Raw genomic sequence first — 16,309 nt, 5'->3', positions numbered from 1 at the left:
ATTGGTTTTACGAGTTAGGCTTTCTTTTTACAGCCGTTTAAAACTATCAAATTTTGATTTCCAGTAGCTGTTACTTAAGCTTGTTACTTGCGACTGCTTGCCCCCAGCATGGACGAACTTATTATTGCCAATGTAAATGCCGACGTGTGAAATGCCTTTACGATATGTATTTTTGAAAAAGACCAAATCACCTGGTTCGGGCGAGGTTACTTTCTTGGATTGCGCAAATTGGCTAAGCGTGGTGCGTGAGATTTTTTTCCCTGATTGTTTGAAAGCATATTGTACGAAACCACTACAGTCAAAGCCGTTTTTTGTCGTCCCGCCAAATAGGTAGGGTATAAACCTTAGCTTCATTGCCTGATCAACAACATTTTGAGAAGCAGTGGATGATTTAGAAGTTGATTTGGTTGCACTTGTCAAAAGAGAACTAAGTATCCATCCGGATTTTTTATTGACTTTTACATGAAACCAGACATCATTCCCCATTTTTTTTTGCTGTGAAACTGTTAATGTAGTCCCTTTTTTCACCTTAGCAACGATCTTATTTGTTGTACCAGCAGCGGAACGCACATTGACATTGGATTTTGTCTTAAAGGTTCCCTTTTTTGCTGTAATGCCGTTAGACGCTGAATTGCTTTTCTTAGCTGATGTTTGTAAGACTTGATTTGGATAGAGTGAATCTGACGTTAAGTTATTCCATTTTTTTAGATTGGATATGGATACTTGGTTCGATTTTGAAATGTTCCATAGTGACTCCCCAGTTTTAACTGTATGCGTGCTCGCTTCTACATCACTATTTGCCATTCCGAATGCTAAAGAGCCTGCTAAAAGTAGTGAACATGCAATTTTTCTCATTATGTATTTTAGCCACCTTTTCTATTAATCATTGACTGGTCAATGCCTATACGTTTAATAGTAGAGAACTGAGTTTGCAAGTACAACAGCAATTTGATTACAGAATCATTACGCGTCCGTAAAAGTAACGGGATATCTTGGACTCGTATCCAATTTTAGTTAACAATTCCCCAGGCAGCTTAAATCATAGACTTCTCTCGGTTCACTGATTGAACTGGGGAGAGGTTTTTTTAATGAATATGGCATAAAACAAACATTCTTTTGTGGATTTCTCATTATAGTGCTTAACTGGAACGAAATTCCTGAAAATAAAAATGAATAATCTGTCCTAATTCTTGTTTCTAATCAATATACATATACAAAGGCTTGTACTTCAATTAAGAAGAATGGGGGGTCAACATGAAGGTCAAAAAATCTTTAGCTTTATTGTTAGCGGGAGTTTTGGTGGTAGGTATGTTAGCGGCCTGTGGTTCAAAGCCCAAAACGGCTGGGGGAAAAGATTTACCGATTATTAAAATCGCTACACAGACACCACTATCAGGAGGTAGTGCTGCAATTGGAGAAGTAATTAAGCTAGGTGCACAGCTTGCATTAGACGACCAAAAGGAAAAGTTTAAAAAATTAGGATTTGAGTTGCAACTCGTCCCTTTCGATGACCAAGCCGATCCCAAAAAAGGAGTGGCAAATGCTCAATTAATAGGCGCAGATAAATCTATATTCGCGGTTGTCGGTCACTTCAACTCAGGTGTTGCTATCCCATCTTCAGAAGTATATGAAAAATACAGTATTCCAATGGTTTCACCAGCCAACTCGGCAACAGAAGTTACAGATAGAGGATTAAAAACAGTGAATCGTATCGTTGCTCGAGATGATTCTCAAGGTCCAGCAGGGGCTGATTATGCAGTTAACACTTTAAAAGCAAAGAAAATCTTTATCGTTCAAGATAAAACAGCATACGGTACGGGGCTTGCGAAAGCCTTCGAAAAAGGTGCTGAAGATGCAGGAGCTGAAATTCTTGGGTTTGAAGGGATTACGCTTGGAGAGAAAGATTTTAATGGAGTTCTAAACCAAATCCTTTCTAAGAAACCAGATCTAGTATACTTCGGGGGAATCTACGCAGAAGGCGGGCTATTAATAAAACAAGCGAGAGAAAAAGGTATTGATATCCCGATTATGGGTGGAGACGGATTAGATTCTTCTACACTCGTTGAAATTGCTGGAGATGCAATTAAAAATACGTACATTACTACTCTAGCAGGAGATCCTGCTGAATCAGAAGCTGGAAAAGAGTTTATGGAAAGGTACAAAAAAATTAACAATCGTGATGCAGAAGCATACTCAGTATACGGCTATGACACTATGGGAGTGGTATTAAAAGGTATCGAGAATGCAATTACAGCAAATAATAATAAATTGCCGACACGCGAACAAGTAAGAGATGCTGTTCGTGGAATAAAAGATTATCAAGGTGTGTTGACAACAGTAAGCTTTGATGACATTGGCGACAATGAGTATGCGAAAGTATTTATTTTTAATTATAAAGAAGCTAGTTATCCACCGCAATTAGAAGGTGAAGTCGAAAATAAGTAGCTTGAAGGGTAAGATTCATTTTAACTGTCTAGCTCCAGGTGCCAGCTCTTCGGGTCATAAGTCAGACCGGCTTATGCCTGTGCGGCGCCTTGCGCTTTTCTTTTATACACCTTTGACAAGGAGGTAGCTTATGCTGAACGAAATAATACAAACGATCCCGCAAGTCTTGATTGACGGTCTTGCCCTAGGAACTGTGTATGCTGTAATTGCTTTAGGGTACACAATGGTTTATGGGATATTAGAATTAATTAACTTTGCACACGGGGAAATCTTCATGACAGGTGCTTTTATCGGGACAGCCCTATTAATCTTTATGACAGGAACTGGATGGGGTTCGGCGCTACCTGCCATTGTTATGCTAATTATTGTACTCATTGTGACTGCTTTCCTAACAGGTTTTTTGGGGATGGGTATTGAAAGATTGGCATATAGACCATTACGCAATGCACCTAGATTAATTCCGCTTATTACAGCGATTGGCATTTCATTTTTATTACAAGATATTGTAAGATTCATAGCAGAATTAACAAAAGGAAACTATATTGTAACGGGACCTAGTCTTTTTACAGAACAAGTTTTGATTAAAACTTCTTCCATAAGTTCCATTTTTAACGATGCATCTATAAAAACATCATTTATTATTGTGCTAGTTACGGCGGTAATTATGATGATTGCTCTAGATATATTTGTGAATAGGACAAGATGGGGAATGGCGATGCGGGCTGTAGCACAAGATCGAGAAACAGCGTCCTTGATGACAGTAAATGTGAATAAAGTTATTTCAATAACCTTTTTTGTAGGATCTGCTCTTGGCGGCGCAACTGGGGTATTATTTGCTGTACAATACGGAACCATAGATCCTTATATTGGGTTTATTCTCGGATTGAAGGCATTTACCGCGGCAGTAATAGGCGGCATAGGAAATATTCGTGGCGCAATGATTGGCGGTTTACTACTTGGGGTATTAGAAATGTTTGCATCTGCTAATTTAACACTTTTAACTGGTGGAGTATTTGGTGCCGAATACAAAGATGTGTTTGCATTTGCGATATTGATCATCGTGTTACTTTTTAAACCGGAGGGCTTATTAGGCAAACCGGTCACTGAGAAAGTGTAGGTGAGAAGATTGAAAACTCTATGGAAAAAATATGAACAAAACAAACTTGCGCATGGAATCTTTCTTCTAATTTACATCGGAGTTACATCACTAAGTTTATATACGGCACAGAAGTCAGTTGCCGCGTTTCTACTTCTATTAACTTCGTTATTACTATTATATTTTACAAAGTTTACTAATCTCACAAAATGGTTGATAGCGGGTTTTGTACTAGTGTTTTTACTGCCGTTTACAGCTAGTAATGGTGATGCTTATCAATCTTACATGGAAGTTTCGACACTTGTTGGTATCTATATTGCTATGGCATTAGGGTTAAATATTGTAGTTGGTATGGCTGGGCTTCTCGATTTGGGTTTTGTAGCATTTTTCGCAGTTGGGGCATACACATATGGTATTTTTGCTACAGCGCAAGCATCTAATTTTATGCCATTTGGAACTTTCCCTTTATCGGGAGAAAGCTTTTGGCTATTTATTATCATAGGTGGATTGGTAGCTGCATTGTTTGGAATTCTCCTTGGAATACCAGTTCTCCGGGTTAAGGGAGATTATCTAGCTATTGTTACGTTAGGTTTTGGAGAGATCATTAGAATTATATTTAATAATCTAGATCGCCCCATTAATATAACAAACGGCGCAATGGGAATTTCTTCCGTAACTCCACCTAGATTGTTTGGGATCGATTTCCTTTATCCTAGCCAATTTTATTACATTGTACTTGTTCTCCTATTTTTCACGATTTTTACAGTTCGTCGTTTTGAATACTCTAAAATAGGGCGCTCGTGGAAGGCTGTTAGGGAAAATGAAATAGCTGCTCAAGCTATGGGTGTCCCTTTAGTTCGGACAAAACTAATGGCGTTTGCGATTGGTGCTACCTTCTCAGGGATGATGGGTGTCGTCTTTGCTGCTAAACAAGCATTTGTAGACCCTACAAGCTTTACACTACTTGAGTCAATTACGATATTAGTAATGGTGGTTTTGGGAGGTATGGGAAGTGTCCCGGGCGTTATTCTTGGGGCGGCCGTTATGACGATTCTGAATCTCCAAGTATTGACGGAAATGACAAATTGGTTAAATCAACTAAGCTTGTCGGGGATAATTTCGATTCCATACGCATTATCACCAGCTAAAATGCAACGGTTCATATTTGGAGCACTATTAATCCTGTTTGCTTTATATAGACCAAAGGGACTCTTGCCAGCAAAAAACCGTATATTTATCGAAAAGGATTTACAAGGAGTAAATAGGAAAGCTAAGTTAGTAACAACGCAGGAACAATCGGAAAATGAGAAGCTGTAGCAGAAGGAGGTGCAGTAATTGTCTATTTTAGAAGTTCGAAATTTAACTAAAAAATTTGGTGGTCTAACAGCAAATCAAGATGTATCAATGACAGTGGAGAAAAACTCAATTACAGCAGTTATTGGACCGAATGGTGCAGGAAAAACAACATTTTTTAATATGATAACCGGTATTTATCAGCCAACGTCGGGCATAATCCTCCTTGAAAATGAAAAAATAAACGGATTAAAACCGCATGACGTTTCAAAAAAAGGGATTTCGAGGACATTTCAAAATATCCGCTTGTTTAATGAAATGTCAGTACTTGAAAATGTCCTTGTTGGTATGCATACCCATTTAAAAGCAGGTCTAATGGGTATTTTATTAAATCTTCCTGCAATTCGGAAGGAAGAGAAGGCTTCAGAAATGAATGCATATAACTTATTGGAATATGTAGGACTAGCTCATCTTTTAAATGAAAAAGCATGTAATCTAAGCTATGGCGCACAAAGAAGACTGGAAATTGCAAGAGCCCTTGCTGCTAATCCAAAGGTTTTATTATTAGATGAACCTGCGGCAGGCATGAATCCAAAAGAAACAAAAAATCTAACTCAGCTTATACAGAGCATGAAACATGAATTCAATCTAACTGTTATCTTAATTGAGCACGATATGAAGCTCGTCATGGAAATCTCTGAACATATTGTTGTATTGGATCATGGCGAAAAAATTGCGGAAGGTATGCCTGAGAACATCAGAAATAATCCAAAGGTTATAGAAGCATACCTAGGATCGGGAGCTATTCAAACGGGATAGGGGGACACTATATGCTTCAATTAGTAAATGTTGAATCCTATTATGGTGGTATACATGCCTTAAAGGGTATAGACGTGTTAGTGAAAAAGGGAGAAATTGTAACACTTATAGGTAGTAATGGAGCTGGAAAATCAACCACACTAAAAACCATAAGCGGATTGGTGAAAGTAAAGACTGGCAACATTATATATAATGGACAGGAAATCTCAAACAAGCCCGCCCATGAAACGACTTTATTAGGAATTGCTCATGTTCCCGAAGGTAGAAGGATTTTTTCGAAACTGTCGGTTAAGGAGAATTTGCTAATGGGAGCATTTTCTGTGAAAAATAAAAATGTGATTAATGAAAGAATGGAAAGAGTATTTCACTATTTCCCGAAATTAAAAGATCGTATCGAGCAAAAGGGCGGTACGATGAGCGGAGGGGAACAGCAAATGCTTGCCATCGGGAGAGCGCTCATGATGGAACCGGATTTATTAATGCTAGACGAACCTTCAATGGGGCTTGCCCCAATAATTGTGGAACAAATTTTTGAAATCATAAAAGAATTAAATCGAGAAGGTATAACCATTTTACTTGTGGAACAAAATGCTTATCAAGCGCTGCAAATTGCGCATAGAGGTTATGTTATTCAAACAGGAGAAATTAAACTTCAAGGAAACGGCTCTGATTTAATTACTAATGAAGAAGTCCGAGAAGCGTATTTGGCATAGTAGTAAGTCAGATTATAAGTTTAGGATTTTTTAACCAATCTATTCAAAAACGCTTAGATATTAAATATCCAAGCGTTTTTTTTAGGTGTTGTAACAGGTGTATTAGGTACGTCCTAGCGTTGCGTTTGTTAAGAAGGCCGGGTTCTCGTTGACTTCGGAATTTCTTTATACCCCACTCGCATGATTCTGAATTGAGTCATAATTAAATGCCTAATTTAGTATATAAATACTTTCACTTTGGGAAAGAACTATCTTCTGTAAATAGTTGCAGAAAATTTCTTAGCGCAAATGAATTATACGCATCTTTTTTCGTTATAATACCTAATTTCCATAGAAGAGATGGTTTTTGCAGTGGAATTGTTTTAATTACTGGATTATTTTGTTTTTCGTAAATTGATGCAGGTAATAAAGTAATTCCAAGCTTTGAAGCAACTAGTTCTACAATTAAATCCCATTGTGAGCTCTCATATGAAATAGATGGGTTAAAGCCCGCTATCTTGCATGTGCTAATAATATAATCATGTAAAGCAAAATCCTTCGAGAAAATAATGAATTGTTGATCTTTTAATTCAGACAAACTAACAGATTCGCGTTTCGCGAGCGGATGATCCTGATGAATATATACTAAAAATTCATCATTGATAAAGGGGTAAATATTGAAAATTGACTGATCAACTGGAAGTACAATTAAACCAACGTCAATCTGGCTTTCTGCAACAAGCTGTTCAATCAAAATTGCTCCATGTTCGACGAGTTTGAGTTTTACGTTTGGATACTGCTTGTGGAATGTACGAGCAATTTGCGGGAAAAAAAGTGTGCCTATAAGTGGCGGAATCCCAATTTTAATTTCTCCGGCTGCCCCGTCACTTAACTCCTCTAGCAAAATAGGTAACTCATTCAGCGAAGCGAGAGCCTGTTGCCCTTGTCTATATACAATTTTACCGGCATCAGTCAATAGAAGGCGACGCGTTGAACGGTCAAAAAGTTTAATATTTAATTTCCCTTCAAGTTTTTTTACGGCCTTGCTTAATGAAGGCTGTGAGAGATACGAATGTTCTGCGGCTTTTGTAAAGCTATGGTGATTAGCTACTTCTATAAAAGACTTAATGTCGCGAAGCTCAAAGATAACAAACCCTCCCAATTATTCGATATTGGAATAAAGATTATTCTAATTATGAATTTTACTTATATTCAAATAAATTGTAAACTCAATCATTAGGGAATGCAAGAGGAGGTAATGAATTCATTCTTTGGAAGCGGGTTCTTATTTTCCATAATAGTGAAATAATTATTATGGATGGCATTCAAAGTTTTATTGAAAGGATGAATGGTGGAACATAGAGGGAGTGAAAAAGAAAACAGAAGTAAATTTTATGATGTAACAATTTTGAGTGAGGGGTGTGTGTCGATTGAATAAAAAGAAAAAAGATGTTGAACAAGAAGGCGCTATGGAACGCTTGGGGATTTCACTAGCGAATTGGAGTGAAAAGTGGTTCCCGGATGCGTATATTTTTGCTGCGATTGCAGTCGTTTTAATTGCAGTTGTTGCCTTAATTATGGGACGGACTCCAGTCGAAATTGGTGTCGATTTTGGTACTCATTACTGGGATTTAATACCTTTCACAATGCAAATGGCCTTTATCATCATTACTGGTTACGTAGTAGCTTCTTCTAAACCCGTTCATAAACTAATTGCAAGACTTGCTGAAATTCCTAATACACCGAAGAAGGCAGTAGCTTTTGTAGCCTTCTTTTCTATGTTTACATCGCTCATAAGCTGGGGATTTAGTTTGGTTTTTAGTGGGATTCTAATTAAAGAAATTAGCAGACGTGTGGATGGTGTCGATTATCGTGCGATGGGCGCGGCGGGATTCCTGGGACTCGGGAGCGTTTGGGCATTAGGTCTTTCTTCTTCAGCAGCATTGTTAATGGCAACGAAAGCTTCAATTCCACCCGCTTTGTACGAAATCAGTGGGACGATTTCGATGTCGCAAACGATTTTTACTTGGCAAAACTTAGTCATGATTGTTGTTCTTATCACTTTGTCAGTTTGGATTGCTTATGTCTCTGCCCCGAGTAAAGAGAAAGCGAAGACTGCCGAAATGGCTGGTATTGATTATAGTAGAATTGGTACGCTTGAGAAGGAGAAAATGAAGGCTGAAAGGCCCGGAGAATGGCTAGAATACAGCCCGATTTTAACGCTCTTATTAGTGGGTATCGGTTCGATTTATATTATAAATGTGATTTCGCAAACAGGACCAATCGCTGCTCTTAATCTGAATAACTATAACTTTATGTTATTAATGTTAGGATTGCTTTTGCATTGGACACCAAGAAACTTCTTGAATTCAGTTTCCAATTCGGTACCTGCTATTGGTGGTGTGCTCATTCAGTTTCCCCTCTATGCAGGGATTTTCGGGATCTTAATGAACTCCGGACTCAATGATATGGCAGTGAAGTTCTTTCTATCCATTTCGACTGAAAATACATTTCCGCTTATTGCTGGGATATATTCAGCCATTTTAGGGTTATTTCTCCCTTCAGGCGGTGGCAAGTGGATTGTGGAAGCGCCGTACTTGCTAGCAGCCGCAAAAGAATTAAATGTTAGTATGGCCTGGATTGTACAAGTATACAATGCTTCAGAAGCCCTTCCCAACATGATAAATCCATTCTTTATGTTACCTTTATTGGGTGTCTTGGGTGTCAAAGCAAAAGACCTTGCCGGATATTCCATTTTACAATTGATTTTCCACGCACCCGTTGTCCTTTTCTTAGTGTGGATCTTGGCAAAAACAATGCCATATATAGCTCCTATATTTGAATAATACCTTTAATTGATTTTGAGCCCTTGGGAACTCCAGTAGGAGTTTCCAAGGGCCTTTTTGTAGTAGGTTATTGGATATTCTCTAGTAACTTTTATGTGAGTTTCCTTAGTGAAGATTATTTGGTTCTGAGCGAATTGGAATTATTAGTACCATTCACTTGCAATGACTTTATTAGTGCTGAGTATAGAGTTAGTTATTGTGCTATGGATTATAAAATGACTGAAAGTGTATTGGCATTGAATAGGTTGGAAATAAGGCGTGAAATTCTTCCGTTTTCTTTGATTAAAGGGAAACGTTTTTTGGAATGAACGATCAACAGGACATTTTAATACTATAAAACTAGCGAGGTAGCAGAATGTGGGAATATTTAGAATCCAATTTGTAATCTAAATCTAATAACTTTGTTAGAATAGAAAGAGATATCGAGAAAATGAGGGATTACATTGTTAGACAATCGCGTGGTGGATTATCTTGAAAGTGCAATATTAAAAAGTGGTGAACAATTGGAATTCGGTCCGGCTATTGAAATGGATGCATCACTAATTGATATAAACATTATTAAACAAAGCAAAAGGAGATACCGCATCGTTGGACTACTCACGCTGGCACCCCAATTTCTATTTAAGAATGGAGATATTCCTCCAGATTACATACAGCAGCTTGCATTAACAATAAGAAAAAAACTTGAATTGCCAGATCGTAGCCTTTCAACATTAAATTGGCTAGAGGAAGGATGGATTCTGAAGGAAATACGATTTCATAAAGATGAAAAAACGGTACAATCCATCCATTTCCGAATGGGCCAACGATTATATGAATATGAAACAGCACGTAGTGTTCAACAAGATCAGGCAATGATACAAGCGTATCGCGCTTGGCAAAGTGATGCTCAACAATTCATAGAGTCAGTCGACAGGAAGATGATTCATTCGAAAAGTAGAATGTCTGCGATTGAAAAAATGCTAGAAAAGATTCGGTATTGTGCTGGCCAAGAGTTAAGTGAAGTGACGCACTTTCCGGATAAATGGAGAATAGCTAAGCAGTTCAAATTTCTTCATTTCATATTGGCGACCTTACAGGTAAGTATGGAAAAAGAACATTTTGACTGGAAAGAAATTGGGGCGCGCTACTACCAAATAATTGGTGGGTCAAAACAATTTGATGCAGAAAAAGAAGATTTTATCGAATTATGGGAAGAGTGGTCGAGCCACCCAGTCAACATAATTGGTTTAACAAGTCTTGGGAAAATCACACCTATTTTTTTCTCTGGGCAATTGACGGGATTATTGTCTTCTTATGAAGCGGGTCCAATCCATGCATTGACAGACTCATCCATAGGGGAAGACTTTTATTCTACTGAGGCGACTACTTTATGGCTTGTTGAAAATCGAGCAATTCTAACACGAATGGCTATGGAAAAAGATTTCGTTAAAAACACGAAGTCCCTCATTATTTGTGTAGATGGTCAGCTACGTTCAGCACACAAAACATGTATTCAACAACTTTTGACAAATAGTCAAATTATGCAGGTACTACTCTGGACTGACTACGATCAGGCGGGGCTTTATATCGCCAATGAAATGTATCGTACGGTTTTAATAGACTCAACAATCGATATAAAATGGATTACGCATGACCATCAAGTCATTCAACAACAGCAGGCATATGACGAGTACATGCAGTCATTTATTAAACTACAACAAGCTGAACAAGAGCAGTTTTTAGGAGGGGCTTCCCAGTGGGAAATGTGGATCGATCGTTAATTTCAATTTTTAAATCGAGTGAAACTGCGCCAGAAATGTTGCAATCGATGCGAGATATCGCGTCTTTAGCGGGTGTATTAAGTGATCTAGGCTCACATATCGCCTATGAATCACCTATTGAAAATTTACGTCTTCTGCGTATTATCCAATTGATTAATGAAGAAGCGCTTGGCATGGATGATCCAATTGAAAATGCCGATATGCTTTATTACCGCTATAGTAATCGTTACGACGATTCAAATCCTCCGACTAAAAAGAAAGTGGAGCAAATCGTCAATGTCCTTGTCAAATTTAATTGGATATCCAAGCAATCAAGGCAACTGAAAATGCGAGATGCCGGAAAACGTATGATGGAAGCATTGATTCGCTTAGCAAATGACTCACTTGCTTATTATATGAATGATGAAATTGGGCGTTCTTTATTTCAGGCAAGACGTGATGCGGAAATAAGTGAGGCTTACGATGATCGTGGTATATCGGGTGGGAATGCTATCGCAAGCATGATTCGCAACGTGGAGGATGCGACTCGTTTGCTGAAAGAGCGGGAATTGGAGATGCTAGCGGATCGCAATGCGCTTTCACAACTTGAGATAGCTCACGAATTAATGGAAGAGCTTGAAGTGAAATTAGACGAACGTTTTCGACAATTTCAAACGTTTGAAGATAGTTTAGTGTTGTCATATCTCATGCAAAAAGGGACGAGTGCTCTTGCAGAAGGAACCAATTTAAGCCTCGGTATGATTAAGAAATTTGTTCGATTCACTCATATGCAGCACACACCACTTTCTCAAACCATTCACCCCGAAAAAGTGCGTAAATTTATCATCGATATGTATGATCCACCACTCGATTCAGATGTTCCGAACGCCTACCAACTTTTCAGCTTTTTAGAACAAAATCAGTATGAAGATGAGGCGTTAGATGGCATATGGGTGCCTGTGAAATTTGCATCTCCACTGTCTTATGCTGCGATTGATGAAGCCATTGACTATATTGAAACCTACGAACCGAAAGTTATGCCGCTAGAAGAGCAAGAGGAAGCCATTCACTATCAATCAGAGGAAATTACTATCGCTGAATTGGAGGATATGATGGGTGAATCCAGCTGGTTATTGACTAAGTCAATGATTGAAACCGAAATGATTGAACAGTACCTAATGGAACATAAAGAAGCCCCGATGGAGCAGCTTGTGATAGAAGCTACATCTGCCAAATGGAGCGATGCGGTCAACGCACTTACCGCTGTATCCGCATTGGTTGGCAATAAAAAAGTGACACTGAGCCAACCAACTGAACAAATGGAACAGCAAGCTTATGAAAAAGAATGGGAGTGGATGGATCATGAAGATGCCGCAACAATCGTCAGACAACGAAAACCTAGCCAACAAAGCGAGGGAGAGCAATGAACAAACTTCTGAGAAAACATCTAATGTCAATCCATTAAATGTTTTGCAATCTCTCAAAGGTGTTTTATCACAAGAAGAGGAACTAGCTTTTACAACTATTTTATTTTCTTCTTCCGCTACAGTGCGTTCCAATAACTTCGGACTTTCCAGAAAAGAAGTTGAAAAGCTTTTAAATATACAAGAAAATGATCAACAATTCCATTCCTTTCTACAACGGCTTAATCAAGCGATTAGTCGTTATTTCCAAGTCATTTATGACGAACGTCGCGATCAAGTGATCGCCATGATGAGAGTACCATCCCGTGCAGCCAGAAATACATTGCCAAGCGAAAGCCTAGCCATTTTACTATTTATGTTTTATCAACAGGAGGTGTTGCAGCACGAATTCACGCTGTTTGATCAACTGTTACATGCATTTGGTCATGAAACAACAAAAGCAAATACAAAAATACAAAACAATATTGCTACATTGAAAAAAATCGGTGCGCTTGAAGAATATGATGGAGAGTCGAAAGAGAAAGCTTATCAACTAACGGCAATCGGCGTTCATATGTTTTCGGATTCCTTTTTACGACGAGTCACGGAATTTAGCCAGTCCAATCAATTGAATAAAGAAGAAGTATTGAAGTTTTTTAATCGTTATAACCTCTATAAGGAGACAAGCGATGCAGCCGAACAGGAAGGGGAGTTCAAATGATTCCATGGAGACTTCATTATTCGGGGATACGTGACTTTGCGCCGACGATGATTGATATGGCGGGAAATGATAGTCACATTATGATTACAGGTCCGAATGGTGCAGGAAAATCAACCATTTCATTTTGCATGGGTGCGGTACTTTATTCATCAAAAGTGGACGTAGAAGGTTTGAAATCCCGTAACTTACCACCAGATCGAACGTGGAAATCAATCATATCTCTATTATTTAAAAATGATGGTTTGATGAAAATTGATGCACCTACTTATATCGAATTTTCATTAAAAATTGAACAAGAGCCTGGGCAACCCATCAAGCAAGAATTTTCCATTCACAGTGGAGAAGAAGTGGATGAATGGATTGAAACGATTACCTACCGGTCGGGGCATCGGCAATATAGTTTTACGAACTATAAGGAAGACTTGCAGTACAAATACAAAATAGATCCGGATCTTTTCTATCTTATTTGGTATCAGCAGGAAGTCAACCAATTTGCAGTTATGAATCCAAAGGAACGTTTTCGGATATTTAGCGAAATGCACGGCATCGACAAGGCACATAAAGATTGGGAAGCCAGTATAGAGAAGGCAAAAGAGACGCAAGAAGAGCTTCAGGGAGCTGAAATAAATGTTAAGTTCAAGAAGTCCGACCTTACCTTCAGGCAAATAGCATTAGATCGTTTTCTTGGCAATCAAAAGCGCCTTCATGAAGGTGCAAAAATGTATATTGAATCGTTAGTAAAGCTAGAAGCCTACTACAAAAATGAAATTAAGATTCAGGAGCGCCTTTTAATAGATTTAGATAGCAGTCGTTTAGATAAAGTTGATGAGCTTGCAGTAAAACAAGGGGAGCTTAAAAAGAAAGAAATAGAATTAAAAGGTTATAAAACCGACTATGAACTGTCGGATAAAGAATTAGGTGAAAAGCAAGAAGAGTTAGAGGGAATAAAAGAAAAAGTCAGTCAATTGGATGTTGAAATTAATCAGTTGAAAGAGGAATTAGACCTCATTATACAGAGAAAAAGCAGAATAGACAGAACGGAGCAAGAAGTAAGGACAGAACTTCAACAGTTGTTAGCCAAACAAAATGGAACACAACAAAATATAGAAAGCCTAACCATAGAACTTTTTCAATTGAAAGAAGACTGGGAAAAAAGAAAGGGGACCGCAATTCGTTTGCAACTCCAAATCGAGGAGGATGCGCGACGAGGAATCCAGTGTAAAGAAATACTTCAGGAATACAAAAGTAGTCATGCTGTTACCGAAAAAATACAGGGGTTTACTGACAGGGATAGTGTTGTAAAGGATGTACTTTTTAGTAAGGGGAAGGAATTGAGGGAATACGAAGCGGAACTTTCTATGCTGACCAGTAATCGTAATCTGTCTGCACGTCAAATGGAATCATTGGCGTATCTCCGGAACAAGCAGATTTCAGCCTATGCTTTACAAGAATTGATTGAGCTAACGGATGCCGCTAAATTAAAGGAAGAGCAGCTATTTGATGCGATTAAATACACGATTTTTTTCAATGGAAAACACATTACACCTCCGAATGATTTGTATCATGTCTCACTAGTGGAAACCGTACCCAATCGTTCCATCACTCATCTGCCAGACCTTCATTTGCAAATTAAAAAAGGGATAGATGAACTGATGGAGCCTTATGCGATGAAAGCTCTCTGGTGGATTGAGAAAATCGTGAAGGAAGATTCCCTTTTTAGCCTCACACATGGCGTGTTGACAGATCCGCTTGGCGTTCGTGGGCTACAAGAAAAAGAACGCTATATATTAAGTGAAAAATCATTGCTGGCACGCAAGCAAGTTGTAGAAGAACAAATCGCTAAGCTTATACAATTACTAGCAGATAATGAACAAGAACATGTGGAAAACAACAACCAAATCCAAGTGCTTAATGGAATAATCTATACAGTTCGCGATGCAGAGGCATTTATGACAAAAGAGCACGAACGTCAACTTGAGAAAAAGAAATTGTCGGAAGAACAGACATGTATTATAGAAGTTGAAGCACAGCAAATTCACTTGGCGATAAAGAAAGATGAGTGGCTGCATTTGAAAATCGAACAAGAAAATGCAATAAGCAAGCTTCGAGAAGAAGAAGCCATCTATACTGAATTTGCAAAAATGAAGGATCAAATTGAACGTTTAAGTGCACTTAAAACGGAGCGGGTGGGTTACCAGACAGCTATCCAAAAATTAAATACATCTATCCAAGAATCGGAAAATATACTTGATCAATTGGAAGGGTATCAAAGAACAATAAAGAGAAAGATGGGTCAGCGTGAAGACAACATCGAAGACTTAGGAAGAGAAATTGAATCCATAAAAAAACAGTTGGTCAATGCCCGCAGTTATAAAGAAGTCGCCCAATCAGAAGCGATTAAAATGGCAGGTGAACTGACGGATTTACAAAAACTAGTTATTGACTTGTATTTGGAAGTTGTGGGTACGATGAACGAAGATGATTCAAAGTCGATTCCGCAGCTGAAAATCGATTATGACAATGGAAAAACAATGTTCCAGAATGCTCGAATAGAATCGGACATCGATCCAGCCGCTCAGGAAAATTATGATACGGTGAAATCTGAATATGAGCGAATGGATGATGAATATAAACGGACAGTAATTTTATTGGAAGAAAACATTGACCGAGCGGAAAAACTGAAAGACCGTCTGCAAACAACTATCAATATGCGTGTTCTTGAAATTGAGCAACGTTTTAAAATGTATATGAGTCAATTCCAATTCGAAGGTGAAATTAGTTGGCATTCCTACGAAGATAAGCGCGGGCGAACACACTTTGATTTGTATATCAAGGCTCGAAAAGAAGGTCACCGCGGCGCCATGGAAGATGTCAGCATAAAAGCACGTGCGGGAAAAGTAGGGAAAGGGGTCTCAGGAGGAGAAGAGTCACTAACGTCTTTATTATTTGCCTTGGCTCTTTTGCAAAACCTACAAACTTCACCAGGATTTATCGTTCTGGACGAGTTCGACAGTGCATTAGACGAACAACGCAAGTTAAAAGTATTTGATCTCTATGAACAAGTGCTGAAACGAAAGTTAATCATCTTAACACCAAAATCGCATGAGCAAGCTTATGTCAATCGATTTAATAAAGCCTTCGTAGTCCAACATGACCCTTCAATTCCGAGGAGTAAAGTAGTTGGAATTGTGAAAACATAAGTTTTTTTCGACTAAGCTGAAAAATGGACGTTCTTATGAGCTGAAAATGACT

Annotated in this window: 12 protein-coding genes; 10 read left to right on the top strand and 2 right to left on the bottom strand. The window is 38.4% G+C overall.

The window, feature by feature from the left end:
• Window positions 1–27: 27 nt before the first annotated feature.
• Entirely contained in the window at window positions 28–855 is an 828-nt protein-coding gene (locus tag MKZ26_RS04605) for a C40 family peptidase (protein WP_340764702.1), read from the bottom strand.
• A gap of 399 nt (window positions 856–1,254) precedes the next feature.
• Between MKZ26_RS04605 and MKZ26_RS04600 the strand changes: the two genes are divergently transcribed.
• The 5 genes from MKZ26_RS04600 to MKZ26_RS04580 all read left to right on the top strand — a co-directional run bounded on the left by MKZ26_RS04600 (window position 1,255) and on the right by MKZ26_RS04580 (window position 6,366).
• Window positions 1,255–2,445, top strand: a complete 1,191-nt coding sequence (locus tag MKZ26_RS04600; RefSeq protein ID WP_340764700.1) for a branched-chain amino acid ABC transporter substrate-binding protein — start codon at window positions 1,255–1,257, stop codon at window positions 2,443–2,445.
• 130 nt (window positions 2,446–2,575) lie between these two features.
• Complete coding sequence (locus tag MKZ26_RS04595) at window positions 2,576–3,562, top strand: branched-chain amino acid ABC transporter permease (RefSeq protein ID WP_340764697.1); 987 nt, start codon at window positions 2,576–2,578, stop codon at window positions 3,560–3,562.
• 9 nt (window positions 3,563–3,571) lie between these two features.
• Window positions 3,572–4,858: a branched-chain amino acid ABC transporter permease gene (locus MKZ26_RS04590; protein ID WP_340764696.1), complete on the top strand. Its 1,287-nt coding sequence runs from the start codon at window positions 3,572–3,574 to the stop codon at window positions 4,856–4,858.
• Between the two features lie 18 nt (window positions 4,859–4,876).
• Window positions 4,877–5,653: an ABC transporter ATP-binding protein gene (locus MKZ26_RS04585; protein ID WP_340764693.1), complete on the top strand. Its 777-nt coding sequence runs from the start codon at window positions 4,877–4,879 to the stop codon at window positions 5,651–5,653.
• A gap of 11 nt (window positions 5,654–5,664) precedes the next feature.
• On the top strand, window positions 5,665–6,366 hold the full coding sequence (locus tag MKZ26_RS04580) for an ABC transporter ATP-binding protein (RefSeq protein ID WP_340764689.1): 702 nt from the start codon (window positions 5,665–5,667) through the stop codon (window positions 6,364–6,366).
• Between the two features lie 232 nt (window positions 6,367–6,598).
• Here the strand turns inward: MKZ26_RS04580 and MKZ26_RS04575 are convergent, their stop codons facing one another.
• On the bottom strand, window positions 6,599–7,507 hold the full coding sequence (locus tag MKZ26_RS04575; protein ID WP_340764687.1) for a LysR family transcriptional regulator: 909 nt from the start codon (window positions 7,505–7,507) through the stop codon (window positions 6,599–6,601).
• A 268-nt stretch (window positions 7,508–7,775) separates the two neighbouring features.
• On the opposite strand from MKZ26_RS04575, the gene MKZ26_RS04570 reads away from it, so the two are divergent.
• The 5 genes from MKZ26_RS04570 (at window position 7,776) to MKZ26_RS04550 (ending at window position 16,257) form a co-directional block, all read left to right on the top strand.
• Entirely contained in the window at window positions 7,776–9,191 is a 1,416-nt protein-coding gene (locus MKZ26_RS04570; protein ID WP_340764685.1) for a short-chain fatty acid transporter, read from the top strand.
• A 443-nt stretch (window positions 9,192–9,634) separates the two neighbouring features.
• Window positions 9,635–10,954 carry a DUF2399 domain-containing protein gene (locus tag MKZ26_RS04565; RefSeq protein ID WP_340764683.1) on the top strand — a complete coding sequence of 440 codons (1,320 nt, stop codon included), beginning with the start codon at window positions 9,635–9,637 and terminating at the stop codon, window positions 10,952–10,954.
• Complete coding sequence (locus MKZ26_RS04560; protein WP_340764681.1) at window positions 10,930–12,360, top strand: hypothetical protein; 1,431 nt, start codon at window positions 10,930–10,932, stop codon at window positions 12,358–12,360. The genes MKZ26_RS04565 and MKZ26_RS04560 overlap by 25 nt, the downstream gene beginning before the upstream one ends.
• A complete protein-coding gene (locus MKZ26_RS04555; protein WP_445683452.1) occupies window positions 12,302–13,057 on the top strand; it encodes a hypothetical protein in 756 nt (251 codons plus the stop codon). The genes MKZ26_RS04560 and MKZ26_RS04555 overlap by 59 nt, the downstream gene beginning before the upstream one ends.
• Window positions 13,054–16,257: an AAA family ATPase gene (locus MKZ26_RS04550; RefSeq protein WP_340764677.1), complete on the top strand. Its 3,204-nt coding sequence runs from the start codon at window positions 13,054–13,056 to the stop codon at window positions 16,255–16,257. The genes MKZ26_RS04555 and MKZ26_RS04550 overlap by 4 nt, the downstream gene beginning before the upstream one ends.
• Window positions 16,258–16,309: the final 52 nt, after the last annotated feature.

The sequence above is a fragment of the Sporosarcina sp. FSL K6-6792 genome (genome assembly GCF_038004885.1).
GTDB classification, from domain to species: Bacteria; Bacillota; Bacilli; order Bacillales_A; family Planococcaceae; genus Sporosarcina; species Sporosarcina psychrophila.
Note: the sequence above shows the minus strand (reverse complement) of the source record. Positions and strands in the feature narration are given on the sequence as shown.